This window comes from Micromonospora deserti (assembly GCF_003236335.1).
Classification (GTDB): Bacteria; Actinomycetota; Actinomycetes; order Mycobacteriales; family Micromonosporaceae; genus Micromonospora; species Micromonospora deserti.
Genome location: NZ_POUB01000062.1, coordinates 1 through 25,357, shown reverse-complemented (window position 1 = coordinate 25,357; position 25,357 = coordinate 1). Strand labels below are relative to the sequence as shown.

Below are 25,357 nucleotides of genomic sequence, written 5' to 3'. Positions count from 1 at the left end.
GGGGCGCGGGCGGAGGGCCCGCTTCGCCGGCCCGGAACATCACGAGGCCTGGAAGGAGCGTATGTGACACCCGAGGAGATCCTGGCCGCGGACCGGGCGCACGTCTGGCACCCCTACGCGGCGCTGCCGCCGGCCAGTCCGCCCTATGTGGTGGACAGCGCGCAGGGCGTCCGGCTGCGGCTGGCCGACGGCCGGGAACTGGTCGACGGGATGTCGTCCTGGTGGGCGGCGATCCACGGCTACCGGCACCCGGTCCTCGACGCGGCGGTGACCGACCAGCTTGGCCGGATGAGCCACGTGATGTTCGGCGGGCTAACCCACGCGCCGGCGGTCCGGCTGGCCCGCACCCTGGTGGAGCTGGCGCCCGACGGGCTGGAACACGTCTTCCTGGCCGACTCCGGGTCGGTGGGGGTCGAGGTCGCGATCAAGATGTGCCTGCAGTACCAGCGGGCCACCGGCCGGCCGGAACGCCGCCGGCTGGGCACCTGGCGGGGCGGCTACCACGGCGACACCTTCCACCCGATGAGCGTCTGCGACCCGGAGGGCGGCATGCACCACCTCTGGGGTGACGTGCTGCCCCGGCAGGTCTTCGCCCCGGTCCCGCCGGGCGGCTTCGACACCCCGCCCGACCCGGCGTACGAGGCGGCGCTGGTGGCGGCGGTCGAGCGGCACGCCCACGAGCTGGCCGCGGTGATCGTGGAGCCGGTGGTGCAGGGCGCCGGGGGGATGCGCTTCCACCATCCGCACTACCTGCGGGTGCTGCGCGAGGTGACCCGCGCCCACGGGGTGCTGCTGATCTTCGACGAGATCGCCACCGGCTTCGGCCGGACCGGGACCATGTTCGCTGCCGAGCACGCCGGGGTCGCCCCCGACGTGCTCTGCGTGGGCAAGGCGCTCACCGGCGGGTACCTGACCCTGGCCGCCACGCTCTGCACGGCGGAGATCGCCCGGGGCATCTCCGCCGGCGGCGTGCTGGCGCACGGTCCCACGTTCATGGGCAACCCGCTCGCCTGCGCGGTCGCCAACGCCTCCCTGGGCCTGCTGCGGGCCGGAGACTGGGTGGCGCAGGTGTCGAGGGTGCAGGACGGCCTGCGGGCCGGCCTGGAGCCGCTGCGGGGGGCGCCGGGGGTGGCCGACGTGCGGGTGCTCGGCGCGATCGGGGTGGTCCAGCTGGACCACGAGGTGGACCTGCCGGCCGCCACCGCCGCCGCCGTGGGCCAGGGCGTCTGGCTGCGCCCGTTCCGCGACCTGGTCTACACCATGCCGCCGTACGTCACCGACGACGCGGACCTGGCCCGCATCGCCGCCGGCGTCGCCGCCGCGGTCAAGGCCGGCTGAGCGCCGGTCCGGAGTACGCGGGTGGCACGCGCCGCCCGCCGGAGGAGCGCGTCTCGCGGTGGTGACCGCCCGGGGAGCGCGAGGAGAGGGAGAGAACCGGATGGAGAGCTTCGGCGCCCGCCTGCACCGGGCCGTCACCGAGCGGGGACCGCTCTGCGTCGGCATCGACCCGCACCCCGGGCTGCTGGCCCGCTGGGGGCTCGACGACGACGTCCGGGGGGTGGACCGGTTCGCCCGGACCGTCGTGGACGCCCTCGGTGACCGGGTCGCGGTGGTCAAGCCCCAGTCGGCCTTTTTCGAGCGGTTCGGCTCGCGGGGCGTGGCGATCCTTGAGTCAACTATCCGACAGTTACGAGATTGTGGCTCGCTCGTTCTGCTTGACGTCAAGCGTGGCGACATCGGCTCGACGGTCGCCGCGTACGCCTCGGCGTACCTCGATCCATCCAGCTCTCTCCATGTCGACGCGGTGACCGCGAGCCCGTATCTCGGCGTCGGCTCACTCGCCCCGATGTTCGAGCTGGCCGCCGAGCACGGCGGCGGGGTGTTCGTGCTGGCGCTGACCTCGAACCCCGAGGGCGCCGCGGTGCAGCGCGCCCGCGGTGCCGACGGGCGGACCGTCGCGCAGGCTGTCATCGACGAGATTTCCCAGCTCAATGCCGGTGCGGAACCCCTCGGTAGCTACGGCTTGGTGGTCGGCGCGACCATCGGCGACACCGGCCACGACCTCTCCCGCGTGAACGGCCCGCTGCTCGCTCCGGGGCTCGGGGCGCAGGGCGCCACCGCGGCGGATCTGCGGGGTGTCTTCGGCTCCAGCCTGCCCGCGGTGCTGCCCTCGTACTCCCGGGAGGTGCTCGGCGCGGGCCCGGACGCGGCCGCGCTGCGGGCCGCCGCGGACCGCGCGCTGGCCGACTGCCGGGCCGTTGTGGCTGCCCGTTGACTGACTGATGGCTCGGTCACTTTGTGGTGATCATTGCGTGCCCACGTTGCCGAAAGCTCCGTTGACCGCTAGTTTTCCCCGCGCTGGGAACCACGGACCCCTTGGTTCACAGCGACACCACGTTTCACGCCAGCGGCGGCGATTCCGCCCGTCGCGATAGGGACCTGAGGAGAACTGGTGCCGCTCCCGTCACTGACCCCCGAGCAGCGTGCAGCCGCGCTGGAGAAGGCCGCGGAGATCCGCAAGGCCCGTGCTGAGCTGAAGGAGCAGCTCAAGCAGGGCAAGACCACCCTCGGAGCCGTCCTCGAGCGGGCCGAGTCCGACGACGTCGTCGGCAAGCTGAAGGTGTCCGCCGTCCTGCAGGCGATGCCGGGCATCGGCAAGATCCGGGCGACCCAGATCATGGAGAAGCTCAAGATCGCCGACAGCCGCCGCCTGCGTGGCCTGGGCGAGCAGCAGCGCAAGGCACTGCTTGGAGAGTTCGCCGCCAACTGAGGCTGGCAGCGTGTAGAAACAAGCAGTGAGCACGGATGGCGAGGCCCGCCCGGCGGCTCGGCTCACTGTCCTGGCCGGACTTTCGGGCTCCGGCAGGGAGAGTGTCGTCGAGTTGGTCCGGGCGCGCTCCCCGTCCGTCTGGACGCCGGTGCCGGTCACCACGCGTCCGCGCCGCCATCATGAGGTGGACGGGGTCGACCGGCTCTTCCTCCCCCCTGGCGAGTTCGACCGCCTGGTCGCCGCCGGGGAACTGCTGGAGTGGAGCCGGATCGGCCCCTACCGGCGGGGCATCCCGTACGCGCCGCTGCGCGCCCGGCTCGCCGCCGGTCAACCGGCGCTGCTCCCCCTGGACCTCGCCGGCGCGCTGCTGGTCCGGGCCGCGCTGCCGGACGCCCGGCTGGTGCTGCTCCACCCGCCCGGCCTGATCCCCGAGCCGGCCACCCTGGCGGCGTTCGAACTCACCGTGGCGCACGACCTCACCGAGCGGGTGGTCGACCGGCTGGTAGGCTTGTTCGGTTCTTCCTTCCTGGCTCCGGCGCGACCGCGGGTACGCGGTTGACCGCCGGCACCGCGTCCGCGCGGTGCGTACAGACGCAGAGGTTAATTCGTGGGATCCATCGCCACCAATCCCGAAGGCATCACCAACCCGCCGATCGACGAGCTCCTCGAGAAGACGACGTCGAAGTACGCGCTGGTCATCTTCGCCGCCAAGCGGGCGCGCCAGGTCAACGCCTACTACAGCCAGCTCGGCGAGGGCCTGCTGGAGTACGTCGGCCCGCTGGTCGAGACCACCCCCCAGGAGAAGCCGCTCTCCATCGCCATGCGCGAGATCAACGCGGGCCTGCTCACCGCCGAGCCGACCGACCAGCCGTAACCCGCCGCGCCCCGATGTCCGGGATCGTCCTCGGGGTCGGTGGCGGTATCGCCGCCTACAAGGCGTGTGAGCTGCTGCGGCTCCTCACCGAGTCGGGCCATCGGGTCCGGGTCGTGCCGACCGCGTCGGCGCTCCGCTTCGTCGGGGCGCCGACCTGGGCGGCGCTCTCCGGCCAGCCGGTCGCCGACAACGTCTGGTCCGACGTGCACGAGGTGCCGCACGTGCGGCTCGGGCAGCGGGCCGACCTGGTCGTCGTCGCGCCGGCCACCGCCGACCTGCTCGCCAAGGCCGCGCACGGCCTCGCCGACGACCTGCTCACCAACACGCTGCTCACCGCGCGCTGCCCGGTCGTGCTGGCGCCGGCGATGCACACCGAGATGTGGGAGCACCCGGCGACCGTCGCCAACGTCGCGACGCTGCGCGCCCGCGGCGTCCGGGTGATCGAGCCGGCCGTCGGGCGGCTCACCGGCGTCGACACCGGCAAGGGGCGGCTGCCCGAGCCGGCCGAGATCTTCGCGGTCGCCCGGCGGGTCCTGACCCGGGGCGCCGCCGCCCCGGCCGACCTGGCCGGACGGCGGGTGGTGGTCACCGCCGGTGGCACCCGGGAGCCGCTCGACCCGGTCCGGTTCCTGGGCAACCGGTCCTCCGGCAAGCAGGGCTACGCGTTCGCCCGCTCGGCGGTGGCCCGGGGCGCGCGGGTCACCCTCATCGCGGCCAACGTGTCGCTGCCCGACCCCGCCGGAGTGGACCTGGTCCGGGTCGGCACCACCGCCGAGCTGCGGGAGGCGACCGTGAAGGCCGCGGTCGAGGCGGACGTGGTGGTGATGGCGGCGGCTCCGGCGGATTTCCGTCCGGCGACGTACGCGACTGGCAAAATCAAGAAGTCGGACGACGGCGCAGCGCCCACCATCGCGCTCGTCACCAACCCGGACATCGCCGCCGAGCTGGGTCAGCGCCGCCGACCGGAGCAGGTGCTGGTGGTGTTCGCCGCGGAGACCGGCGACGCGGAGGCCAACGGCCGGGCCAAGCTCGCCCGCAAGCGGGCGGACCTCATCGTCATCAACGAGGTCGGGCCGGACAAGGTCTTCGGCGCCGAGACCAACGCGGCGACCGTCATCGGCGCGGACGGTTCGGTCAGCCGGATGCCCGAGCAGTCCAAGGAAGACCTCGCCGACGGCGTCTGGGACCTGGTCGTCGACCGGCTGCCCGCCGGCCGTTCCTGACGGCTGGAACAGGACACGACCGAAGGGGCCAGGCTCGACCGCGGGTGACTACACTTCCGCGGAACGACTTTTATCCACACGCTAGGAGTGCCGTGACACGCCGCCTCTTCACTTCCGAATCGGTCACGGAAGGCCACCCGGACAAGATCGCTGACCAGATCAGCGACGGCATTCTCGACGCTCTGATCACCGAGGACCCGCGCAGCCGCGTCGCCGTGGAGACCCTGATCACCACGGGCCAGGTGCACATCGCCGGCGAGGTGACCACCAAGGCGTACGCCGACATCCCGACCATCGTCCGGAAGACCATCCTCGACATCGGGTACGACTCGTCGAAGAAGGGCTTCGACGGTGCCTCGTGCGGCGTCAGCGTCTCCATCGGCGCCCAGTCCGAGGACATCGCGCAGGGTGTGGACAACGCCTTCGAGCTGCGTACCGGCGCGTCGGAGAGCGCGCTGGACGCGCAGGGCGCCGGCGACCAGGGCATGATGTTCGGCTTCGCCTGCTCCGAGACGCCCGAGCTGATGCCGCTGCCGATCGCGCTGGCGCACCGGCTGGCCCGACGGCTGGCCCAGGTCCGCAAGGACGGCACCATCCCGTACCTGCGCCCGGACGGCAAGACCCAGGTCACCATCGAGTACGAGGGGCTGCGCCCGGTCCGGCTCAACACGGTGGTGGTCTCCAGCCAGCACGCCGCCGACATCTCGCTGGACTCGCTGCTCACCCCGGACGTGCGCGAGCACGTCATCGCCCCGGAGCTGGAGAGCCTCGGCCTGGACACCGAGGGCTACCGGCTGCTGGTCAACCCGACCGGCCGGTTCGAGATCGGTGGCCCGATGGGCGACGCGGGGCTGACCGGCCGCAAGATCATCGTGGACACCTACGGCGGGTACGCCCGGCACGGCGGTGGGGCGTTCTCCGGCAAGGACCCGTCGAAGGTGGACCGCTCGGCGGCGTACGCGATGCGCTGGGTGGCCAAGAACGTGGTCGCCGCCGGCCTGGCCGAGCGGTGCGAGGCTCAGGTCGCGTACGCGATCGGCAAGGCCCACCCGGTGAGCCTGTTCATCGAGACGTTCGGTACGGAGACCGTGCCGGTCGCCTCGATCGAGAAGGCCGTCACCGAGGTCTTCGACCTGCGCCCGGCCGCGATCATCCGGGACCTCAACCTGCTCCGCCCGATCTACCGGCAGACCGCGGCGTACGGCCACTTCGGCCGGGAGCTGCCCGACCTGACCTGGGAGAGCACCGACCGGGCCGCCGACCTCAAGTCGGTCGCGGGAGCCTGACCGGCACCAGGCGCAGCGACCGGCGACCCGCGGACGGGTCGCCGGTCGCCCGCGTCTGCGTGGACGTGCCCCTGGCCCACCTGGACCGGCCCTTCGACTACCTGGTCCCCGCCGAACTGGACGCCGCCGCGGTGCCCGGCGCCCGGGTGAAGGTCCGCTTCGCCGGGCAGCTGGTCGACGGCTGGCTGCTGGAGCGGGCCGACGACTCGGGGCACACCGGCCGGCTGGCGTACCTGGAGAAGGTGGTCTCGCCGGAGCCGGTGCTGGCCCCGGAGGTCGCCCGGCTGGCCCGGGTGGTCGCCGACCGGTACGCCGGCAGCCTCGCCGACGTGCTGCGCCTGGCGGTACCGCCCCGGCACGCGCGGGTGGAGAAGGAACTCGTGGCCCGGGCCGCCGAGGCGGGTGCGGCGCCGCCGGACGCCGGCCCGGGTCAGCCTCCGGCGCCGCCGGAGGTGGGCGGCTGGCGGGACTACCCGGCCGGGCCGGCCCTGCTTCGGGCGCTGGCCGGTGGGCGGGCGCCCCGGGCGGTCTGGTCCGCCCTGCCCGGGGAGGACTGGCCGGCCCGGTACGCCGAGGCGGTCGCCGCCACGGTTGCCGGCGGCCGGGGCGCGGTGGTGGTGGTCGCCGACAACCGCGACCTGGACCGGTTGGACGCCGCACTCGGCGCCGCGCTGGGCCCGGGGCGGCACGTCTGCCTCTCCGCGGCGCTCGGCCCGGCCCGGCGCTACCGGGCCTTCCTGTCCGCCCGGCACGGTGCCGTGCCGGTGGTGATCGGCACCCGGGCCGCGATGTTCGCCCCGGTGTCCCGGATCGGCCTGGTGGCGATCTGGGACGACGGCGACGACCTGCACGCCGAACCCCGGGCTCCCTACCCGCACGCCCGGGAGGTCCTGCTCACCCGGGCCCAGCTCGACGACGCCGCCGCCCTGGTCGGCGGGTACGCCCGCACCGCCGAGGCGCAGCTGCTGGTCGAGACCGGCTGGGCCCGGGAGGTGGTCGCCGATCGGGCGACCGTGCGGGCGCGGATGCCGGCGATCACGCCGGCCGGTGACGACCCGCAGCTCGCCCGCGACCCGGCGGCGGCGAGCGCCCGGCTGCCCAGCCTGGCCTGGACGGCCGCCCGGGACGCGCTGCGGGCCGACCTGCCGGTGCTGGTCCAGGTGCCCCGCCGCGGCTACCTGCCCGCGGTGGCCTGCGCCGGCTGCCGGACCCCGGCCCGCTGCCCGTACTGCGCCGGCCCGCTCGCGCTGCCCTCGGCCACCGGCGCCCCGGCGTGCCGTTGGTGCGGGCGGCTCGCCGCCGCGTACGCCTGCCCCAATTGCGGGGGACGGCGGCTGCGCGCCTCGGTCACCGGCGCCCGGCGTACCGCCGAGGAGCTCGGCCGGGCCTTCCCCGGCGTGCCGGTGCGCACCTCCGGGCGGGAGGAGGTGCTGACCACCGTTCCCGGCGGCGCCGGCCTGGTGATCGCCACCCCGGGCGCCGAGCCGGTCGCCGACGGTGGCTACGGCGCGGCGCTGCTGCTCGACTCGTGGGCCCTGCTCACCCGGGCGGACCTGCGGGCCGGGGAGGAGGCGCTGCGGCGCTGGCTGGCCGCGGCGGCGCTGGCCCGCCCCGGCGCGGCGGGCGGCCGGGTGGTGGTGGTCGCCGACGGCGGGCTCGCGCCGGTGCAGGCGCTGCTGCGCTGGGACGCCGGGTGGTTCGCCGCCCGGGAGCTGGCCGAGCGGCGGGAACTGGGCTTCCCGCCGGCGGTGCGGATGGCCAGCGTGACCGGGCCGCCCGCGGCGGTGGCCGACCTGCTGGCCGAGGCCCGGCTGCCCGAGGGGGCCGAGCTGCTCGGGCCGGTGCCCGCCGACGGCGACCGGGAGCGGATGCTGGTCCGGGTGCCGCGGGCCCGGGCCGCGGCGCTGGCCGGGGCGCTGCACTCGGCCGCCGGCGTGCGCACCGCCCGCAAGGCGGCCGACCCGGTCCGCCTCCAGGTGGACCCGCTGACCCTGTTCTGAGTCGCGTCGTCCCCTGCCTCGACCGCGGGTGGCGGCCCCGGCCAACCGGGCCGCCGGACACCGTGTGCGGCGGGCGGCCGGGGCGGAGGTGATAGCATCGCCCGTCATGCCCGGGCGCACGGATGGCGCGACGATGGCGGGAGCGCGTCGGTCCGACGCGATGTCGATGAAGTCAATCAGCCGGTGATCAGGGGTGGACCAGTCGTGACTGTTCGTCAATCGATCGTCTTCAACGGCGACCTTGGCAGCGGCAAGAGCACCGTCTCCGTCGAGATCGCCAAGCGGCTCGGGCTGCGCCGGGTCAGCGTCGGCGACCTCTACCGGCAGATGGCGCAGGAGCGGCAGATGACCGCGCTCCAGCTCAACCTGCACGCCGAACTCGACCAGGCGGTCGACGGCTACGTCGACCAGCTCCAGCGGGACATCGCCGCCTCCGGCGAGCGCCTCGTCATGGATTCCCGGCTGGCCTGGCACTTCTTCACCGACGCGCTCAAGGTGCACATGATCACCGAGCCGGGTGAGGCGGCCCGGCGGGTGCTGCAACGTCCCTCCGGCCCGGCCGAGAGCTACACCTCGCTAAATGAGGCGAAGGCGAGGCTCAAGGAGCGCAGCGAGAGCGAGCGGAGCCGCTTCCTCATCCGCTACGGGGTGGACAAGGCCCGGCTGCGCAACTACGACCTGATCTGCGACACCACCCGGGCGTCCGCGACCGAGGTGATCGAGCACATCATCGACGTGTACGAGGGCCGGCTCGGCGCCGACGTGCTGCGCGACGGCGCGCCGCTGCTGCTGCTCGACCCGGCCCGGGTCTACCCGACCGAGGACATCGCCGCCCTGCGCGGCCTGTGGGACTCGGAGTTCGTCGGCGAGGTCGCCACCGGCGGCGACGAGGCGCTGGAGCCGCTGACGATCGGCTACACCGGGGAGTACTTCTTCGTCGTCGACGGGCACCGCCGGCTCAGCGCCGCCCTGCAGAGCGGCTTCCGCCTGGTGCCGGCCCAGTTGGTCGCCGAGGTCGACGAGCCGGTGGTCGGCGGGATGAGCGCGGTGGACTACTTCACCGCCCAGGTTCGCCCCAGCCTCATCCACGACTGGGAGGACGCGCACAAGATCGAGCTGCCGCTGCCCGAGCACGCCCTGCTCGGCGGCGACGCGGTACTGGCGGGGGAGCCGGGCGCGGGCGCCTGAGGCGACCCGGCTCCGCCGCGCCGTCAGTGGTCCGGGGGCGGCCCGGTCCGGCGGTCACGCCCGCGACGGTGTCCGGTGGCCCGTCCGGGCCGCCGATGCGGCGGCGAAGGCCCGCACGATCGGGTGCGGTTCGTCACCGTCGCCGGCCAGCTCCGGCTGGAAGAGCGTGGCCAGGAAGAACGGGTGCCCGGGCAGCTCGGCGACCCGCACCTGCCCGTCCGGGTCGTGCCCGGTGAACCGGAGCCCGTGCGCGACCAGCGTGTCCAGGTACCGCGGGTTCAGTCCGTAGCCGCACTGGTAGCGCTCCAGGCTGCGCTCGGCGCCCACCACCCGCTGCGCCAGCGAGCCGGCGGTGAACACGACCGGCGCCTCGTGCCCCCGCAGGGCGCAGGCCAGCGGTTCGATCAGCAGCTCCCCGGCGTCCGGGGTGTTCTCCGCGTGCGCGACGCCGGCCAGGTCGCACACGGCGCGGGCGTACTCCAGCAGGGTGTGCTGGAACCCGCCGCAGGTGGCCAGCAGCGGGATGCCGCCGGTACGCGCGCTACGCACGGCGTGCAGCGCGCCGTCCTCGCTGCGGTACGGACTGCCCGGCAGCAGCCAGATCCCGTCGAAGTCGTCGAGCCGGCTGGCCGGCACCTCGTCTGTGGGGATCCAGTACGCGTCGAGGTCGATCTCGTGCTGGTCCCGCAACGCGGCCAGCAGGGCGGGTACCCGGGTGTGCGCGCGTACGGCGGGGGAGCGGTCGCCGACGAGGGCGAGGCGGGCGACGGTGGAGGTCATGGCCCACATGATGGCCGCCGGGTGTGGATCAGGTCCAACGATGATCTCTGCTGGCCGCATCAGGAACACTGATCCCCGTGGACCCGCATCTGCTGCGTACCTTCACCGCCGTGGCCCGCCTCCGGTCCTTCTCGGCCGCCGCCGTGGAGCTCGGCTACACCCAGTCGGCGGTGAGCCAGCACATCGCCGCACTGGAGGCCGACCTCGGGCTCCGGCTGCTGCAACGCCGCCCGGTCGTACCCACCCCCGCCGGGGCCCGGCTGCTGGCGTACGCCGGGCCGATCCTGCTCCGGCTCGCCGCCGCCCGGGCCGACCTCGCCCGGCTGGCCGCGCCGCGCCCGGGGCCGCTGCGCGTCGGCGCCACCCCGCTGGCCGTCGCCGCGGCGGCGGAACTCGCGGCCGGCGAGCGGCGCGTCGCCCTCACGTTGCGGGTCGCCACCCGCGCCGACCTGCCCCGCCAGGTCGCCACGGACGAGGTGGACGTCGGGCTGCTCGACGGGTTCGCCGCCCCGAACGACCCGCTGCCCGGCACCGACCTCGGGCCGGCGGACATCACGGTGCACCGCCAGGAGCCGGCGGTCGTGGCGCTGCCCCGGTCGCACCCGCTGGCCGGCCGGCGCGGTCTCGCGCTGGCGGATCTCGCCCTCGCCCGTTGGATCGACGCGCCCCAGGTCTCGGCTCCCCTGTCCCAGCTGCGCGGCGCCACGGGCGCGGACGGGTTCCGCGCCGACGTGACGTACGACGGGGCGGACACGGGGGGCCTGCTGGCCGCGGTGGCCACCGGCCACGGCCTCGCCGTGCTCCCCGCCGGGGCGCTCCGGGGCCGTCCGGAGCTGGCCGCGGTCGCCGTGCTCGATCCGCGCCTGGTGCACCGCGTGGAGCTGCTGCGGCCGGTGCCCCTCGGCGCGGGATCGCCGGCCGGCCGGGACGGGGGATGATGAAGTCCCTCGATGTCGAACCGGGAGGCTGACCATGGACGCGTCCGCGGCGGTCGCGCTGCTCATGTCCCCGCAGGGGCGGATCGACCCCTACCCCACCTACGAGCGGCTGCGCGCGCACGGGCCGGTGGTCGAGGCGGCCCCGGCGTTCTTCGTGGTCACCGGCTACGCCGAGGCCGACGCGATCCTCCGCGACCCCCGGTTCGGCGTGCTCGACGACGACCTGCGGGACAATCTCTGGCCGGGCTGGCGGGAGAGTCTCGCCGTGGCGTCGATCTCCCGGTCGATGCTGCGCACCAACCCACCCGACCACACCCGGATGCGCCGGCTCGCCGCGGGCGCGTTCACCCCGCGCCGGATCGCCGCCCTGGGGGAGGTGGTGACCGCCCAGGCCGACGAGCTGGTCGACGGGATGCTCGACCGGGGCCGCGACGGCGCGCCGGTCGACTTCATGACCGACTTCGCCTACCCGCTGCCGGTGGGGGTGATCTGCGCCCTGCTCGGGGTGCCTGCCGCCGACCGGCCGCTGTTCCGCCGCTGGGCGGCCGACCTGACCGGCATCCTGGAGCCCGAGCTCACCGCCGCGGACCTGGCGGTCGCCGACCGGGGCGCCGGCGAACTGCGCGGATACCTCACCGAGCTGGTCGGGGCGCGCCGCCGCGCGCCGGCCGACGACCTCACCACGGCGCTGGTGCAGGCGCACGACGCCGACGGTGACCGGCTCACCGGGGACGAGCTGCTGGCCAACCTGATGGTGCTGCTGGTCGCCGGGTTCGAGACCACGACCAACCTGCTCGGCAACGGCCTGGTCGTGCTGCTGGGGCAGCCCCGGGCGGCCGCCGCGCTGCGCGAGCGTCCCGACCTCGCGCCGGCGTACGTGACGGAACTGCTCCGCTACGACTCGCCGGTGCAGCTCACCACCCGGCTGAGCAGCGGCCCGGCGAGCTGTGCGGGAGCCCACCTGCCGGCCGGCAGCTGGACGCTGCTGCTGCTCGGCGCGGCCAACCGGGACCCCCGGCGGTTCCCGCAGCCGGACCGGTTCGACCCGTGGCGGGCCCAGTCCCACCCGCTCTCCTTCGGTGCCGGGCCGCACTACTGCCTGGGCGCCGGCCTGGCCCGGCTGGAGGCCCAGGTCGCCTTCCCCCGGCTGCTGCGCCGGCTGCCGGGGCTGGCCCTGGCCGGCACGCCCCGGCACCGGAGCCGGCTGACCCTGCGCGGTTACGACGCCCTCCCGGTCACCGTCGGCCCTGCCGCCGCCGATCGCGGTACGCCGGCCGGGACGCATCCGGGGACTCCGTAGACTGGTACGGCACATTCCGCCAGCCCACGAAGGAGCCACCCCGCGTGACCGTCCAGCCCATCCGTCTGTTTGGGGATCCGGTGCTGCGCACGCCGGCCGATCCGGTGGTCGACTTCGACGCCGAGCTGCGCAAGCTCATCGCCGACCTGACCGACACGATGCGCGAGCAGAACGGCGCCGGCCTGGCCGCGCCGCAGCTCGGTGTGGGCCTGCGGGTGTTCGCCTTCGACGTCGACGACGTGCTCGGCCACCTGGTCAACCCGGTGCTGGAGTTCCCCGACGAGGAGGAACAGGACGGCCCGGAGGGCTGCCTGTCCATCCCCGGGCTCTACTTCGACACCAAGCGCCGGCAGAACGTGATCGCCAAGGGCTTCAACGGCTACGGCGATCCGCTGCAGATCGTCGGCACCGGCCTGATGGCGCGCTGCGTGCAGCACGAGACCGACCACCTCGACGGCGTGCTCTTCGTCGACCGGCTTGATCCGGCCGGGCGCAAGGAGGCGATGAAGGCGATCCGCCAGGCGGAGTGGTACGACCCGGCCACCCCGCCGACGGTCAAGCTCAGCCCGCACGTCTCCAGCAGCCCGTTCGGCCTGGGGCGGTGACCCGGCGGTGCGTGTGATCTTCGCCGGCACCCCGGCCGTCGCCGTCCCCGCCCTGGCCGCCGTCGCGGCGTCCCGCCACGAGCTGCTCGCCGTGGTCACCCGGCCGGACGCGCCCGCCGGGCGGGGGCGCGGGCTGGTCCGCTCGCCCGTGGGCGCCTGGGCCGACGAGCACGGCGTGGAGGTGCTCACCCCGGCCCGCCCGCGCGAGCCGGAGTTCCTGCGGCGGCTGCGTGAACTCGCCCCGGACTGCGTCCCGGTGGTGGCCTACGGCGCGCTGGTGCCGCCGGCCGCCCTGGAGATCCCCCGGCATGGCTGGGTCAACCTGCATTTCTCGCTGCTGCCCGCCTGGCGGGGCGCCGCACCCGTGCAGCACGCGGTGCTGCACGGCGACGAGCTCACCGGGGCCAGCGTCTTCCAGCTCGAGGAAGGGCTGGACACCGGGCCGATCTACGGCACGCTGACCGACGAGGTCCGTCCGACCGACACCTCCGGCGACCTGCTGGAACGGCTCGCCCATTCCGGAGCCGGCCTGCTGGTGGCGGTGCTCGACGCGATCGAGGACGGGACGGCTCGCGCCGAACCGCAGCCGGCCGACGGGGTGTCGCTGGCGCCGAAGCTGACCGTGGAGGACGCCCGGGTGCGCTGGTCCGATCCGGCCTTCGCGGTGGACCGGCGGATCCGCGCCTGCACGCCGGCGCCCGGCCCGTGGACGACCTTCCGTGGCGAGCGGGTCAAGCTGGGGCCGGTCACGCCGGTGGCGGACGGTCCCGAGCTGAAGCCGGGCGAGCTGCTGGTGGAGAAGTCCCGGGTGCTGGCCGGCACGGCCACCGTCCCGGTGGCGCTCGGCGAGGTGCGTGCGGCAGGCAAGAAGGCGATGCCGGCGAGCGACTGGGCGCGCGGCGCCCGGGTCGCCGCCGGGGAGGTGTTCGGGTGACCGGGCCCTCGGAGCGGCCCACCGGCGACCGGTCCCCGGACCAGCGGCCCGGCGGCGAACGCCCGGGCCGCTGGTCGGCCGGCGAGCGCTCCCCGCGGGGGGACCGGCCCACCGGCGGCCAGCGCGGCGAGCGTCCGGCCCGCGGTGGCCAGTGGACCGCCCGGGGCGGCGACCGCCGCCCGGCCCGCCCGGCGGTAGACCTGCCGCGTCAGGCGGCGTACGAGGCGGTGGCGGCGGTGCACCGGGACGACGCGTACGCAAACCTGGTGCTGCCGACGATCCTGCGCGACGCCGGGCTGACCGGCCGGGACGCCGCCTTCGCCACCGAGCTGACCTACGGCACCCTGCGCCACCTCGGCACCCTGGACGCGATCCTCACCGCCGCCGCCGAGCGGGACGTGCAGCGCATCGACCCGCCGGTGCGCGACGCGCTGCGGCTCGGGGCGTACCAGCTGCTGCACACCCGGGTGCCCGCGCACGCGGCGGTCTCCTCGACCGTCGACCTGGTCCGCATGGTCGGCCCCGGCGCGACCGGGTTCGCCAACGCGGTGCTGCGCGAGGTCGCCGCCCGGGACGCCGACGCCTGGGTGGCCCGGCTCGCCCCGCCGATGGAGAGCGACCCGATCGGGCACCTCGCATTGGCGTACAGCCACCCGCAGTGGATCGTGCGGACCTTCGCCGAGGCGCTCGGCGGCGACCTCGGTGAGACCGCCCGGCTGCTGATCGAGGACAATGAGCGCCCGCCGGTGCACCTGTGCGCCCGGCCGGGGCTGGCCGACCCGGTGGAGCTGGCCGACGAGGTCGGCGGGGCGCCGGGGGCCTTCTCCCCGTACGCCGTCTATCTCTCCGGCGGCGCGCCCGGTGACCTGCCGGCGCTGGCCGAGGGTCGGGCGCACGTGCAGGACGAGGGCTCCCAACTGGTGGCCAACGCCCTGGCGGTGGCCCCGCTGGACGGCCCGGACGGGCGTTGGCTCGACCTGTGCGCCGGCCCGGGCGGCAAGTCGGGGCTGCTCGGCGCGCTCGCCGCGCAGCGTGGCGCGCGGCTGACCGCGGTCGAGGTGTCCGAACACCGGGCCCGGTTGGTCACCCAGGCCACCCGGGGCCTGCCGGTGACCGTGCTGAACACCGACGGCCGCACCATCGGCGCCGACCCGAAGCTGCCCGAGGGCCACTTCGACCGGGTGCTGGTCGACGCGCCCTGCACGGGGCTGGGGTCGCTGCGCCGCCGGCCGGAGTCGCGCTGGCGGCGCCAGCCGTCGGACCTTCCGCCGCTGACCCGGCTGCAGCGGGAGCTGCTCGCCGCGGCGCTGCGGGCCGCCCGCCCCGGCGGTCTGGTCGCCTACGTGACCTGCTCCCCGCACACCGTCGAGACGCACGTGACCGTCACCGAGGCGGCCCGCCGCTCGAACGTGCCGGTGGACTTCGTCGACGCGCGGCCGCTGCTGCCGGCGGCGATGCCGGGGCTCGGCGACGGCCCGACGGTGCAGCTCTGGCCGCACCGGCACGGCACCGACGCGATGTTCCTGGCGATGCTGCGCCGCGGCTGAGCGGCCGCAGCCGCACCGGCGGCGCCGGGCCGCAGCCGGCCCACGGGTCAGGTGATCGGCAAGCCCTTGGTGCCGGCGCCCTTCATCGACCGAGTCAGGGCGCGGTCGCTGACCCACAGGAAGCACTGCACCCCGCGGTTTCCGTTGCGCCACTCCCGCTCGTACGGGTGGTAGAAAATCGAACCGGCCCGGTACTGGAGGTCGCCGTTGTCCGGCACCTTGACGTACTTCGCGATCAGCGTCCGGCAGGCCCGGTGCACCTTCAGGGTGTCCCGGGTGAAGGCGTCGTAGCTGGTGTCCGGGGCCTGCCAGACGCCGACGAACTCGGCGTGGTGCCGGCTGGTGCAGGAGATGGCCACCATCTCCCGCACGTCGTCCTTGCTCACCTTCGGGTTGAAGCAGCGGTGGGCCAGCGGGGCGGGGCCGGTCAACGCGCCCTTCAGGCTGCTGGTGCGGGCCTTCGCGCTCGTCTCGTCCAGGCTGGTGTACTCGCTGAGGTCGCACCGGAACCAGCGGGCGCCGCCGCTCCACGCCGGCGGGGACGGCAGCACCACGGTCACCCCGAGCCGGCCGGAGCGCCAGTCCGCGCCGACCACCTTGTTGATTTCCCGGTCGCACTCGGCGCGGGCCGCCCGCATGCCCGGCGAGCCGGCCGGCGGGGGTGTGCTGCGGTCGGCGGCCGCCCCGGTCAGCGTCCCGACGTGCACCGTCTCCGCCCGGTGCGACTGCGCGCAGTCGACCGGGTGGTACGCGGTGAGGTAGCCGACGTCCTGCAGGCCGTGGTGGCAGACGCCGGCGGCGGGCACGAACGCCTGCGCCGCGGCGGGCGCCGGCCAGTCGTCGGTCAGGTCCGCGTCGGTCCCGGCGGGTGCGCCGCAGCCGGCGAGCGCCAGGGTCGCCGCCGCGCCCGCCGCGACCGCCGTCCACCACCGTCGCATGTCCGCCGACCTCCCGCCCATCGTGGTCCCGCCGGCCCGATCGGACCGGACCCGCCACGGCGCAGCAGCATACGGCACGGCTGCTCAGATCGCGGGCAGTCCCTCCGGCCCCACGCCGCGCATCGAGCGGGTCAGCTTCCGGTCGTCGCTCCACAGGAAACACCGCACGCCCCGGTCGCCCTCCTCCCACTCCCGTTGCGACGGGGGGTAGAAGATGGAGCCCGCCCGGTACGGTAGGTCGCTGTTGTTGGGCACCTCGGCGAAGGCGGCGATGAGCGCCATGCAGCGCTGGTGCGCCTGCTGGTGGGCCCGGGTGAACTCGGCCCAGGTCATGTCCCGCTCCACGTACACCCCGACGAACTCGGCCCGGTGCGGCTCGCTGCACAGCACCGGGGCCATGTAGTTGAGGTTGTCGCCGATCAGCTTCGGGTCGAAGCAGCGGTGGATGAGCGGCGAGTCACCGATCATCGCCCCCCGCAGGCTGCCGGTGCGGTTGACCGGACGGGTGTTGTCGATGCTGTCGGTCTCGCTGAGGTCGCAGCGGAACCACCGGGCGCCGCTGCTCCACGCCGGGGCGGACGGCAGGGCGATGTTCAGCGTGAGCCGGGCGGAGTGCCAGTCACCGCCGAGCACCTCGCGGGCCCGCTGGTCGCACTCCGCCCGGGCGGTCCGCAGGGCCGGGGAGCCCGGCTCCGGGCGGGCGCCGTCGGCCGCGGGACCGGTGAACGCGCCCACGTGGACCGCCTCGGCCAGGTGGTTGCGGGAGCAGTCCACCGTGTCGTACGTGCTGGCCTGCACGATCGCGGTGATCCGCGGCAGGCAGGCGTCCGTGGCCGGCACGAACAGCGCCGGCGGCGGCAGTGCGGCCCAGTCGTCGGTGAGGTCGCCGTCCGAGCCGCCCGGCGGTGCGCAGCCGGACAGCAGAACCGTCACCGTGCCGGCCAGCGCCACGAGCCACCGTCGCATCATCCGCCCTTTCCGACAGCTACGGCCGCTCACCCCGAACCCCGTCGGCGGAGCGCCGTCGGGTTCCGCGGCTCACGTTTCCGTCCCTGATGGAGTGTTGCCGTGTTTGCGTCCTCCGGCCAGTCATGGATGACTCTTCGTCCGGTTTCACCGGCCCGGGACGGCCAATTCTGCACCATCGGTCACCGCTGGTTCACAGGGCGTCCGGTCGGTGGCGCTGACGGCGGCTGGTGGCCGCGTTCGTACACTGGCCCGGTGACCGTACCGCCGCCGATCGTCGCGCCGAGCATCCTCGCCGCCGATTTCGCCCGCCTCGCCGAAGAGGTCCGTGCCGTCGAGAACGCCGCGGACTGGTTGCACGTCGACGTCATGGACAACCACTTCGTGCCGAACCTGACCATCGGGCTGCCGGTGGTGCAGAGCCTGCGGGCTGCCACCGAGCTGCCCTTCGACGTGCACCTGATGATCGAGGATCCGCGCCGGTGGGCCCCCGGGTACGCTGACGCCGGGGCGTACAACGTCACCTTCCACGCGGAAGCCTGCGACGACCCGGTGGCGCTGGCCAAGGACCTGCGCTCGGCGGGCGCGAAGGCCGGGCTGGCGATCGACCGGGACACCCCGATCGAGCCGTACCTGGAGCTGCTGCCCAGTTTCGACACGCTGCTGATCATGACGATCAAGGCGGGTTTCGGCGGGCAGCGGTTCGTCCCGCACCTGCTGGACAAGGTGCGCACCGCCCGCCGGCACGTCGACAGCGGCCACCTGGACCTGCGGATCGAGGTCGACGGTGGGATCGCCGCCGACACCATCGAGCAGGCGGCCGAGGCCGGTGCCGACGCGTTCGTCGCCGGCACCGCCGTCTACGGCGCCGACGACCCCGCCGAGGCCGTACGCCGGCTGCGGAACCTCGCGGAACGCGCGCTCGCCGGGGCTTGAGATGGACCCGGCCGGCGAGCGACCCGACGTCATCCTCGTCGTCGACGACGACGAGGACATCGCCCGCTTCGTCGAGTTCAACCTCCGGCTGCACGGGTTCGAGGTGATCCACGCCAGCGACGGGCAGGAGGCGCTCGAGGTGATCGAGCGGCAGCGTCCCGACCTGGCGGTGGTCGACCTGATGATGCCGCGCATCGACGGCCTGGAGCTGACCCGGCGGCTGCGCGCCGACCCGATGACCTCCGCCCTGCCGGTGATCATGCTGACCGCGAAGGGGATGACCGTGGACAAGGTCCACGGGCTCAGCGCCGGCGCCGACGACTACCTGGTCAAACCCTTCGACACCGCCGAGCTGGTCGCCCGGGTCAGCTCCACGCTGCGCCGCAACAAGGAGTTCCGGGAGGTCTCCCCGCTGACCGGGCTGCCCGGCAACAGCCGGATCCGCCGGGAGATCGCCGACCGGGTCCGCAGCGGGGTGGACTACGCCGTCGGCTACATCGACATCGACCGGTTCAAGAGCGTCAACGACCGGTACGGCTTCGTCCGCGGCGACGACTTCATCTCGGCGCTGGCCCGCAGCCTGCACCGGGCGGTGGTGTCGGTGGGCCTGCCGCCGGCCTTCCTCGGCCACGTGGGCGGCGACGACTTCGTCATCGTCTGCACCCCTGACCAGGTGCGGCCGCTGACCTCCCGAGTCTCGGCCGACTTCGAGAAGGCGGCCGACGCGCTCTACGACCCCACCGACCGGGAACGCGGCTTCGTCGAGCTGAAGGACCGCCGCGGCAACATCCGGCGGGCCGCGCTGGTCACCCTCTCCATCGGCGTCTCCGTCTCCGACGCCGACAAGCGCTTCACCGACCCGTTGGAGGCGATCGCGGTCGCCTCCGAGATGAAGACGGTGGCCAAGAGCCAACCCGGGTCGTACGTGGCGGTGGACCGCCGCCGCCGTGTTACGTGATCGTGCCCTCCGCTTGTGAAGTACCTCGCCTCGGTGGCGGGACCCCCCGGTCGGCGTGTAAGACTTCCGGTGTACCCACCACGCGCTGGCGGGACTCGGTGTAATTCCGAACCGGCGGTGATCCACGGTCCGACCGTGGTAAGCCCGCGACCCGGTCGGCTCTGCCGCCCGGTGGACCTGGTGAGACTCCGGGGCCGACGGTTGGGTGCGGGCACGCCCGCGCCCAGACAGTCCGGATGGGAGACAGCGCGCGGGACGGACGGGCCCTGCCCGGCCGCTGACCTCAGCGTGCCGTGCGCGCCCCCCGGGGCGGCTGCGCCGTACCCGGACCTCCGCCGCCGCACGCCCGCGGCCGACCGCCGATGCCTCCCGACCCCGCCCGCGCGCCGACCGGCGAGTGAGAGGGCAGGGCAAGGGCATGGCCGGCGTCTCCGTCGACGAGGCGATGCGTCGCGCGATCGAACTCGCCGCGCGGGGGCTCGGCACGACCAGCCCCAACCCGGTGGTCGGCTGCGTGCTGCTCGATGCCGGCGGGCAGGTCGTCGGGGAGGGCTTCCACGCGTACGCCGGCGGGCCGCACGCCGAGATCGTCGCGCTCGCCCAGGCGGGGGAGCGGGCCCGCGGCGGCACCGCCGTGGTCACCCTGGAGCCCTGCGACCACACCGGTCGCACCGGCCCCTGCAGCACCGCACTGATCCAGGCCGGGGTCGCCCGGGTGGTCATCGCCGTCCCCGACCCGAACCCGGTCGCCTCCGGCGGCGCCGCCACGTTGCGCGCCGCCGGCATCCAGGTCGATCTGGGGGTACGCACCGCCGAAGCCGAGGCCGGCAACATCGCGTGGCTCACCTCCATGCGCCGTGGCTGGCCGTACCTGATCTGGAAGTTCGCGGCGACCCTCGACGGGCGGTCCGCGGCGGCGGACGGCACCAGCATGTGGATCACCTCGGAGGCCGCCCGGATCGACGTGCACGCGCTGCGCGGCACCGTCGACGCGGTTATCGCCGGGGTGGGCACCGTGCTCGCCGACGATCCCCGGCTGACCGCCCGCAACCTGCGCGACGGCAGCCTCGCCATCCGGCAGCCGCTGCGGGTGGTGGTGGATTCGGCGGGCCGCACGCCCGCCGGCGCCCAGGTCCGCGACGGTGCCGCGCGGACGTGGATCGCCACCGCCGCGGAGGTCGGCGCCGGGCCGGACGGCCGGGTGGACCTGCCGGCCCTGCTCGCCGCGCTGCACCGGCGCGGGGTCCGGGCCGCGCTGCTGGAGGGCGGCCCCACGCTGGCCGGGGCGTTCCTCGCCGCCGGCCTGGTCGACAAGATCGTCGGTTACGTCGCGCCCCGGCTGCTCGGCGCCGGCCCGACCGCCCTGGTCGACGCGGGTGTGACCACCATCGCCGAGGCGATCGACCTGGAGTTCGTCGACGTTACGCAGGTCGGTCCCGACCTGCGGATCACCGCGCTGCCCCGGAAGAGGGAGGGCTGACATGTTCACCGGCATCGTCGAGGAGTTGGGTGAGGTCGTACGGGTCACCGCGACGGCGGGCGACTCCGCGCTGGTCGCGCTCCGCGGCCCGCTGGTCACCTCGGACGCCCGGCACGGGGACTCGATCGCGGTCAACGGGGTCTGCCTGACCGTGGTCGACGTCGCCGACGGGATCTTCACCGCCGACGTGATGGGGGAGACGCTGCGCCGTTCCGCGCTGGGCGCGCTGCGTCCCGGCGACCCGGTCAACCTGGAGCGGGCCGCGGCGCTCGGCAGCCGGCTCGGCGGGCACCTGGTGCAGGGGCACGTCGACGGCGTCGGCGAGGTGCTCTCCCGGGAGCCGGCGGAGCAGTGGGAAATGGTCCGTTTCCGGCTCCCCGCCGAGCTGTCCCGCTACCTGGTGGAGAAGGGCTCGGTCACCGTCGACGGCGTCTCGCTGACCGTCGCCGAGGTGGGGCCGGACTGGTTCGCCGTCGGGCTGATCCCGACCACGCTGAAGCTGACCACCCTCGGGGCCCGGGGCGTCGGCGACCCGGTCAACCTGGAGGTGGACGTGCTCGCCAAGTACGTCGAGCGGCTGCTCGGCGCGGGGCTGGTCGGGCCGCCCGGCCCGGGTCTCCCCGGCGTCGGCGTGCCCGGTGTCGGCCTGCCCGGGGTGGCGGCGGGGGAGGTGGCCTGATGGGTCCGCTCGGGTGGCTGCTGGAGGCCCAGGTCGGCATCGCCGGTTCGCCGGTGCTGGTCCGGGAGATCGTGGGCAACGGCTTCGGGCTCGCCTCCGCGCTGCTCGGCCTGCGCCGGCTGGTCTGGGCCTGGCCGATCGGCATGATCGGCAACGCGCTGCTGTTCACCGTCTTCCTCGGCGGTGCCTTCGCCACGCCGCAGGCGCACGACCTGTACGGGCAGGCCGGTCGGCAGGTGTTCTTCTTCGCGGTCAGCCTCTACGGCTGGTGGCGCTGGTCCCGCACCCGCCGTTCGGGGGCCGCGCCGGACCGGGCCGCGGTGACGCCGCGCTGGGCGACCGGCCGGGAACGGCTCGGCCTGCTGGCCGCCGCGGTGGCCGGCACCGCCGTGGCGTACCCGGTGCTCGCCGCGCTCGGCTCCTGGGGTCCGCTGCCGGACGCCTGGATCCTCACCGGCAGCCTGCTGGCCACCTACGGCATGGCCCGCGGCTGGGTGGACTTCTGGCTGATCTGGATCGCCGTCGACGCGGTCGGGGTGCCCCTGCTGCTGGCCGGCGGCTTCTACCCCTCGGCGGCCATGTACCTGCTCTACGGTGCCCTCTGCGCCTGGGGCCTCGCGGCCTGGTGGCGCACCTCGCGGGCGGTCCGGCCAGCGCCCGCCGCCACCCCGTCGACCTACTCGGAGGCCGTCGCATGACCAGCTTCGCCAGCATCGAACAGGCGGTCGCGGATATCGCCGCGGGCCGGCCCGTCGTCGTGGTGGACGACGAGAACCGGGAGAACGAGGGCGACCTGATCTTCGCCGCCGAGCTGGCGACGTCCGAGCTGGTCGCGTTCATGGTCCGCTGGACCTCCGGCTACATCTGCGCCCCGCTCACCGAGAGCGAGTGCGACCGGCTGGACCTGCCGCCGATGCACCACACCAACCAGGACCGCCGGGGCACCGCGTACACGGTGACGGTGGACGCCCGGGAGGGGGTGAGCACCGGCATCTCGGCGGCCGACCGGGCACACACCATCCGGCTGCTCGCCGACCCGGCCACCGGCCCGACCGACCTGGCCCGCCCCGGGCACGTGGTGCCGCTGCGCGCCCGGCAGGGCGGCGTGCTGCGCCGGCCCGGGCACACCGAGGCGGCGATCGACCTGACCCGGCTGGCCGGGCTGCGCCCGGCCGGTGTGCTCTGCGAGCTGGTCAACGACGACGGCACCATGATGCGGGTGCCGGACCTGGAGAAGTTCTGCGCCGAGCACTCCCTGACGCTGATCACGATCGCCGACCTGGTCGCGTACCGGCGGCGCACGGAGAAGCAGGTCGAGCTGGTCGCCGACGCCCGGATGCCCACCCGGCACGGGGTGTTCCGGGCGCTGGGCTACCGCAGCGAGCACGACCCGGCCGAGCATGTCGCGCTGGTCCTCGGTGACATCGGCGACGGCCGGGACGTGCTGGTCCGGGTGCACTCCGAGTGCCTCACCGGGGACGTGTTCGGCTCGTTGCGCTGCGACTGCGGCCCGCAGTTGAACGCCGCGCTGGAGCGGGTGGCCCAGGAGGGCCGGGGCGTGGTGCTCTACGTGCGCGGGCACGAGGGGCGGGGCATCGGCCTGCTGCACAAGCTGCGGGCGTACCAGTTGCAGGACCTCGGCCGGGACACGGTGGACGCCAACCTCGACCTCGGCCTGCCGGCCGACGCCCGCGACTACGGCACCGGCGCGCAGATCCTGTACGACATCGGGGTGCGGTCGATGCGGCTGCTCACCAACAACCCCGCGAAGCGGGCCGGCCTGGAGGGCTACGGGCTCACCATCACCGGACGGGAAGGGCTGCCGGTGCGGCCGCACCCGGAGAACGTGCGGTACCTGCGGACCAAGCGGGACCGGATGGGACACCTGTTGGACGAGTTGGACGAGGTGACCGAGGCCCCGATGGGCCGCCCGGTCGCCGGCGACGAGATCGGAGCGTAGACATGGCGGGTTTCGGCGAGCCGGGCGTGCACGCGGTGGACGCCACGGGGATGACGGTCGGCGTGGTCGCCGCCCGCTGGCACGGCGAGCTGACCGACCACATGCTGGCCCGCGCGGTCACCGCCGCCGAGGCGTGCGGCGCCCGGCCGGTGGTCGCCCGGGTGGCCGGCTCGGTGGAGCTGCCGGTGGTGGCCCAGGCCCTCGCCCGCCGCTGCGACGTGGTGGTCGCGCTCGGCGTGGTGGTCCGCGGCGCCACCGCCCACTTCGACTACGTCTGCCGGTCGGTCACGGACGGGCTCACCCGGGTGGCTCTGGACGAAAGCAAGCCGGTTGCCCACGGGGTGCTCACCGTCGACACCATCGAGCAGGCCCGGGACCGGGCCGGGCTGCCCGGCTCGGCCGAGGACAAGGGCTGGTCGGCCACTGTCGCGGCGCTCGACGCGGCCCTCGCCGTCCGGGCCCTGGCCGGCAACGGCCAACGGGTCGGCTTCGGCGGCTGACCCGCCCCGGTGGTCGCCGGGGCGGGCCCCGCGCCGCGCCGTCCCGGCGGGTGAGCGGGGCCTGACCCGGCGTGCCCGGGCCACCGCGGCGGCTGGAAGAATCACCTGCCGTGAAGACGTTCGAGGAGCTGTTCGCCGAGCTGCAGGCCAAGGCCGCCGCCGGCACCCCGGGCTCGGGCACGGTCGCCGCCCTGGAGAAGGGGGTGCACTTCATCGGCAAGAAGGTCGTCGAGGAGGCGGCCGAGTCGTGGATGGCCGCCGAGCACGAGGGGCCGGAGCGTACCGCCGAGGAGATCTCCCAGCTGCTCTACCAGGTCCAGGTGCTGATGCTCGCCAGCGGTCTCGACCTCAAGGACGTCTACCGACATCTGTGAGTGCGCCCAGTCGTTGATCAATTCCGATCGAAGGAGCACTCCGCCATGCTGCGTGTCGCCATCCCCAACAAGGGCACCCTGGCCGAGCCGGCCGCCCAGATGCTGCGCGAGGCGGGCTACCGCCAGCGCACCGACCCGAAGGACCTGGTCTGCCGGGACGAGCCCAACGACGTCGAATTCTTCTACCTGCGCCCCAAGGACATCGCCACCTACGTCGGCTCCGGCGACCTGGACCTCGGCATCACCGGCCGGGACCTGCTGATCGATTCCGGCGCGCCGGCCGAGGAGGTGGTCGATCTCGCCTTCGGCCGGGCCACGTTCCGCTTCGCCGCCCGCCCCGACGACATCGACTCGGTGCAGAAGCTGGGCGGGCACCGGATCGCCACCGCGTACCCGGGGCTGGTCGAGCGGTACCTCGCCGGGCTGGACGTGAAGGCCGACGTGATCCGCCTCGACGGGGCGGTGGAGAACGCCGTCCGGCTCGGCGTCGCCGACGTGGTCGCCGACGTGGTGGAGACCGGCGCCACCCTGCGCCAGGCGGGCCTGGTGGTCTTCGGCGAGCCGCTGCTGCGCTCGTCGGCGGTGCTGGTACGCCGCAGCGACGCTCCGACGCACCCGCAGGCCGAGCAGCTGTTGCGCCGGCTGCACGGGGTGCTGGTCGCCCGCCGCTACGTGATGCTCGCCTACGACGTGCCGGCCGGGCTGCTCGACCGGGCCAGCTCGCTGACCCCCGGCATCGAGTCGCCCACCGTCTCCCCACTGCACCGCGAGGGCTGGGTGGCGGTGCAGGCCATGGTGCTCCGCGACGACGTGCACCGGATCATGGACGAGCTCTACGACCTCGGGGCGCGCGCCATCCTGGTCACCAACATCCACGCCTGCCGGCTGTGAGCGGGCCCAGGCCGCTCCCGGCGACGGGGCCGCCCCCGCCGCCCGCGGCCGGGTCGCTTCCGCCGTTGGCGCGGACCTGTCCCTCCGCGCCGTCCTCCCGCCCGCTCCGAGATCGACTCCGTGTCGGTGACGGCGGGGTGCCCGAGTGCCGGGGTCCTCGCGAGGTCGCAACCATGGGCACCCCGCGTGGGCCCACCCTGTCGCGGCGCGTCCCGCCCGGCCGCGTGAAC

Annotated in this window: 26 protein-coding genes and 1 riboswitch; of the genes, 23 read left to right on the top strand and 3 right to left on the bottom strand. The window is 74.7% G+C overall.

Features of this window, described 5'->3' with window-relative positions:
• Nucleotides 1-63 precede the first annotated feature (63 nt).
• From C1I99_RS11925 to C1I99_RS11885, 9 genes are all read left to right on the top strand, one after another.
• Nucleotides 64-1,338 carry an adenosylmethionine--8-amino-7-oxononanoate transaminase gene (locus tag C1I99_RS11925; protein WP_111134281.1) on the top strand — a complete coding sequence of 425 codons (1,275 nt, stop codon included), beginning with the start codon at nucleotides 64-66 and terminating at the stop codon, nucleotides 1,336-1,338.
• A 100-nt stretch (nucleotides 1,339-1,438) separates the two neighbouring features.
• A complete protein-coding gene (gene pyrF / locus C1I99_RS11920) occupies nucleotides 1,439-2,275 on the top strand; it encodes an orotidine-5'-phosphate decarboxylase (RefSeq protein WP_111134280.1) in 837 nt (278 codons plus the stop codon).
• A 177-nt stretch (nucleotides 2,276-2,452) separates the two neighbouring features.
• Nucleotides 2,453-2,770, top strand: coding sequence for an integration host factor, actinobacterial type (mihF, locus tag C1I99_RS11915; RefSeq protein ID WP_007458370.1), 318 nt, complete (start codon nucleotides 2,453-2,455; stop codon nucleotides 2,768-2,770).
• A 25-nt stretch (nucleotides 2,771-2,795) separates the two neighbouring features.
• Nucleotides 2,796-3,329 carry a nucleoside/nucleotide kinase family protein gene (locus tag C1I99_RS11910; protein ID WP_111134279.1) on the top strand — a complete coding sequence of 178 codons (534 nt, stop codon included), beginning with the start codon at nucleotides 2,796-2,798 and terminating at the stop codon, nucleotides 3,327-3,329.
• A 48-nt stretch (nucleotides 3,330-3,377) separates the two neighbouring features.
• Entirely contained in the window at nucleotides 3,378-3,644 is a 267-nt protein-coding gene (gene rpoZ / locus C1I99_RS11905; protein WP_013285517.1) for a DNA-directed RNA polymerase subunit omega, read from the top strand.
• A 14-nt stretch (nucleotides 3,645-3,658) separates the two neighbouring features.
• Nucleotides 3,659-4,867: a bifunctional phosphopantothenoylcysteine decarboxylase/phosphopantothenate--cysteine ligase CoaBC gene (gene coaBC, locus C1I99_RS11900; protein WP_111134278.1), complete on the top strand. Its 1,209-nt coding sequence runs from the start codon at nucleotides 3,659-3,661 to the stop codon at nucleotides 4,865-4,867.
• 92 nt (nucleotides 4,868-4,959) lie between these two features.
• On the top strand, nucleotides 4,960-6,153 hold the full coding sequence (metK, locus tag C1I99_RS11895; protein ID WP_111134277.1) for a methionine adenosyltransferase: 1,194 nt from the start codon (nucleotides 4,960-4,962) through the stop codon (nucleotides 6,151-6,153).
• Nucleotides 6,150-8,153, top strand: coding sequence for a primosomal protein N' (locus tag C1I99_RS11890; RefSeq protein WP_111134284.1), 2,004 nt, complete (start codon nucleotides 6,150-6,152; stop codon nucleotides 8,151-8,153). The genes metK and C1I99_RS11890 overlap by 4 nt, the downstream gene beginning before the upstream one ends.
• Nucleotides 8,154-8,357: 204 nt before the next feature.
• Entirely contained in the window at nucleotides 8,358-9,341 is a 984-nt protein-coding gene (locus C1I99_RS11885; protein WP_111134276.1) for an AAA family ATPase, read from the top strand.
• 54 nt (nucleotides 9,342-9,395) lie between these two features.
• On the opposite strand, the gene C1I99_RS11880 is transcribed toward C1I99_RS11885, so the two are convergent.
• Entirely contained in the window at nucleotides 9,396-10,121 is a 726-nt protein-coding gene (locus C1I99_RS11880) for a CTP synthase C-terminal region-related (seleno)protein (RefSeq protein ID WP_111134283.1), read from the bottom strand.
• A gap of 77 nt (nucleotides 10,122-10,198) precedes the next feature.
• Here C1I99_RS11880 and C1I99_RS11875 point away from each other — a divergent pair, with 77 nt between their 5' ends.
• Genes C1I99_RS11875 through C1I99_RS11855 form a run of 5 tightly spaced genes read left to right on the top strand, consistent with a single transcriptional unit; the run spans nucleotide 10,199 to nucleotide 15,445 of the window.
• Nucleotides 10,199-11,059, top strand: a complete 861-nt coding sequence (locus C1I99_RS11875; RefSeq protein WP_111134275.1) for a LysR family transcriptional regulator — start codon at nucleotides 10,199-10,201, stop codon at nucleotides 11,057-11,059.
• A gap of 34 nt (nucleotides 11,060-11,093) precedes the next feature.
• Complete coding sequence (locus tag C1I99_RS11870) at nucleotides 11,094-12,359, top strand: cytochrome P450 (protein ID WP_111134274.1); 1,266 nt, start codon at nucleotides 11,094-11,096, stop codon at nucleotides 12,357-12,359.
• A gap of 44 nt (nucleotides 12,360-12,403) precedes the next feature.
• Entirely contained in the window at nucleotides 12,404-12,964 is a 561-nt protein-coding gene (gene def, locus C1I99_RS11865; protein WP_111134273.1) for a peptide deformylase, read from the top strand.
• A 7-nt stretch (nucleotides 12,965-12,971) separates the two neighbouring features.
• Nucleotides 12,972-13,898: a methionyl-tRNA formyltransferase gene (fmt, locus tag C1I99_RS11860; RefSeq protein ID WP_111134272.1), complete on the top strand. Its 927-nt coding sequence runs from the start codon at nucleotides 12,972-12,974 to the stop codon at nucleotides 13,896-13,898.
• Entirely contained in the window at nucleotides 13,895-15,445 is a 1,551-nt protein-coding gene (locus C1I99_RS11855) for an RsmB/NOP family class I SAM-dependent RNA methyltransferase (RefSeq protein ID WP_111134271.1), read from the top strand. The genes fmt and C1I99_RS11855 overlap by 4 nt, the downstream gene beginning before the upstream one ends.
• 47 nt (nucleotides 15,446-15,492) lie before the next feature.
• Here the strand turns inward: C1I99_RS11855 and C1I99_RS11850 are convergent, their stop codons facing one another.
• Both C1I99_RS11850 and C1I99_RS11845 read right to left on the bottom strand, forming a co-directional pair.
• Nucleotides 15,493-16,383, bottom strand: a complete 891-nt coding sequence (locus tag C1I99_RS11850) for a septum formation family protein (RefSeq protein WP_111134270.1) — start codon at nucleotides 16,381-16,383, stop codon at nucleotides 15,493-15,495.
• Between the two features lie 84 nt (nucleotides 16,384-16,467).
• Nucleotides 16,468-17,349: a septum formation family protein gene (locus C1I99_RS11845; RefSeq protein ID WP_111134282.1), complete on the bottom strand. Its 882-nt coding sequence runs from the start codon at nucleotides 17,347-17,349 to the stop codon at nucleotides 16,468-16,470.
• A 255-nt stretch (nucleotides 17,350-17,604) separates the two neighbouring features.
• Here C1I99_RS11845 and rpe point away from each other — a divergent pair, with 255 nt between their 5' ends.
• From rpe to hisG, 9 genes are all read left to right on the top strand, one after another.
• Nucleotides 17,605-18,285, top strand: coding sequence for a ribulose-phosphate 3-epimerase (rpe, locus tag C1I99_RS11840; RefSeq protein ID WP_111134269.1), 681 nt, complete (start codon nucleotides 17,605-17,607; stop codon nucleotides 18,283-18,285).
• A gap of 1 nt (nucleotide 18,286) precedes the next feature.
• On the top strand, nucleotides 18,287-19,243 hold the full coding sequence (locus C1I99_RS11835) for a GGDEF domain-containing response regulator (protein WP_111134268.1): 957 nt from the start codon (nucleotides 18,287-18,289) through the stop codon (nucleotides 19,241-19,243).
• 80 nt (nucleotides 19,244-19,323) lie between these two features.
• Nucleotides 19,324-19,495: riboswitch (FMN riboswitch) on the top strand.
• Nucleotides 19,496-19,661: 166 nt separating this feature from the next.
• The gene (gene ribD / locus C1I99_RS11830) at nucleotides 19,662-20,723 is read left to right on the top strand and encodes a bifunctional diaminohydroxyphosphoribosylaminopyrimidine deaminase/5-amino-6-(5-phosphoribosylamino)uracil reductase RibD (RefSeq protein WP_111134267.1); all 1,062 of its coding nucleotides are present in this window, start codon (nucleotides 19,662-19,664) and stop codon (nucleotides 20,721-20,723) included.
• 1 nt (nucleotide 20,724) lies between these two features.
• Nucleotides 20,725-21,402: a riboflavin synthase gene (locus tag C1I99_RS11825; RefSeq protein ID WP_111134266.1), complete on the top strand. Its 678-nt coding sequence runs from the start codon at nucleotides 20,725-20,727 to the stop codon at nucleotides 21,400-21,402.
• Complete coding sequence (gene pnuC / locus C1I99_RS11820) at nucleotides 21,402-22,100, top strand: nicotinamide riboside transporter PnuC (RefSeq protein ID WP_111134265.1); 699 nt, start codon at nucleotides 21,402-21,404, stop codon at nucleotides 22,098-22,100. Before C1I99_RS11825 ends, pnuC begins: the two co-directional genes overlap by 1 nt.
• Entirely contained in the window at nucleotides 22,097-23,362 is a 1,266-nt protein-coding gene (locus C1I99_RS11815) for a bifunctional 3,4-dihydroxy-2-butanone-4-phosphate synthase/GTP cyclohydrolase II (protein WP_111134264.1), read from the top strand. The genes pnuC and C1I99_RS11815 overlap by 4 nt, the downstream gene beginning before the upstream one ends.
• Before the next feature lie 2 nt (nucleotides 23,363-23,364).
• The gene (gene ribH / locus C1I99_RS11810) at nucleotides 23,365-23,862 is read left to right on the top strand and encodes a 6,7-dimethyl-8-ribityllumazine synthase (protein ID WP_111134263.1); all 498 of its coding nucleotides are present in this window, start codon (nucleotides 23,365-23,367) and stop codon (nucleotides 23,860-23,862) included.
• A gap of 110 nt (nucleotides 23,863-23,972) precedes the next feature.
• Nucleotides 23,973-24,236, top strand: coding sequence for a phosphoribosyl-ATP diphosphatase (locus C1I99_RS11805; RefSeq protein ID WP_088947482.1), 264 nt, complete (start codon nucleotides 23,973-23,975; stop codon nucleotides 24,234-24,236).
• Nucleotides 24,237-24,281: 45 nt separating this feature from the next.
• Nucleotides 24,282-25,127, top strand: a complete 846-nt coding sequence (gene hisG, locus C1I99_RS11800; protein WP_111134262.1) for an ATP phosphoribosyltransferase — start codon at nucleotides 24,282-24,284, stop codon at nucleotides 25,125-25,127.
• Nucleotides 25,128-25,357 lie beyond the last annotated feature (230 nt).

Bases quoted from the DNA above. Each gene is read 5' to 3' on its own strand.
- pyrF (WP_111134280.1), top strand. From the start codon at position 1,439: ATGGAGAGCTTCGGCGCCCGCCTGCACCGGGCCGTCACCGAGCGGGGA.
- coaBC (WP_111134278.1), top strand. From the start codon at position 3,659: ATGTCCGGGATCGTCCTCGGGGTCGGTGGCGGTATCGCCGCCTACAAG.
- C1I99_RS11880 (WP_111134283.1), bottom strand. From the start codon at position 10,121: ATGACCTCCACCGTCGCCCGCCTCGCCCTCGTCGGCGACCGCTCCCCC.
- C1I99_RS11870 (WP_111134274.1), top strand. From the start codon at position 11,094: ATGGACGCGTCCGCGGCGGTCGCGCTGCTCATGTCCCCGCAGGGGCGG.
- C1I99_RS11850 (WP_111134270.1), bottom strand. From the start codon at position 16,383: ATGCGACGGTGGTGGACGGCGGTCGCGGCGGGCGCGGCGGCGACCCTG.
- C1I99_RS11845 (WP_111134282.1), bottom strand. From the start codon at position 17,349: ATGCGACGGTGGCTCGTGGCGCTGGCCGGCACGGTGACGGTTCTGCTG.
- C1I99_RS11835 (WP_111134268.1), top strand. From the start codon at position 18,287: ATGGACCCGGCCGGCGAGCGACCCGACGTCATCCTCGTCGTCGACGAC.
- ribD (WP_111134267.1), top strand. From the start codon at position 19,662: ATGGCCGGCGTCTCCGTCGACGAGGCGATGCGTCGCGCGATCGAACTC.
- C1I99_RS11825 (WP_111134266.1), top strand. From the start codon at position 20,725: ATGTTCACCGGCATCGTCGAGGAGTTGGGTGAGGTCGTACGGGTCACC.
- pnuC (WP_111134265.1), top strand. From the start codon at position 21,402: ATGGGTCCGCTCGGGTGGCTGCTGGAGGCCCAGGTCGGCATCGCCGGT.
- C1I99_RS11815 (WP_111134264.1), top strand. From the start codon at position 22,097: ATGACCAGCTTCGCCAGCATCGAACAGGCGGTCGCGGATATCGCCGCG.
- ribH (WP_111134263.1), top strand. From the start codon at position 23,365: ATGGCGGGTTTCGGCGAGCCGGGCGTGCACGCGGTGGACGCCACGGGG.
- hisG (WP_111134262.1), top strand. From the start codon at position 24,282: ATGCTGCGTGTCGCCATCCCCAACAAGGGCACCCTGGCCGAGCCGGCC.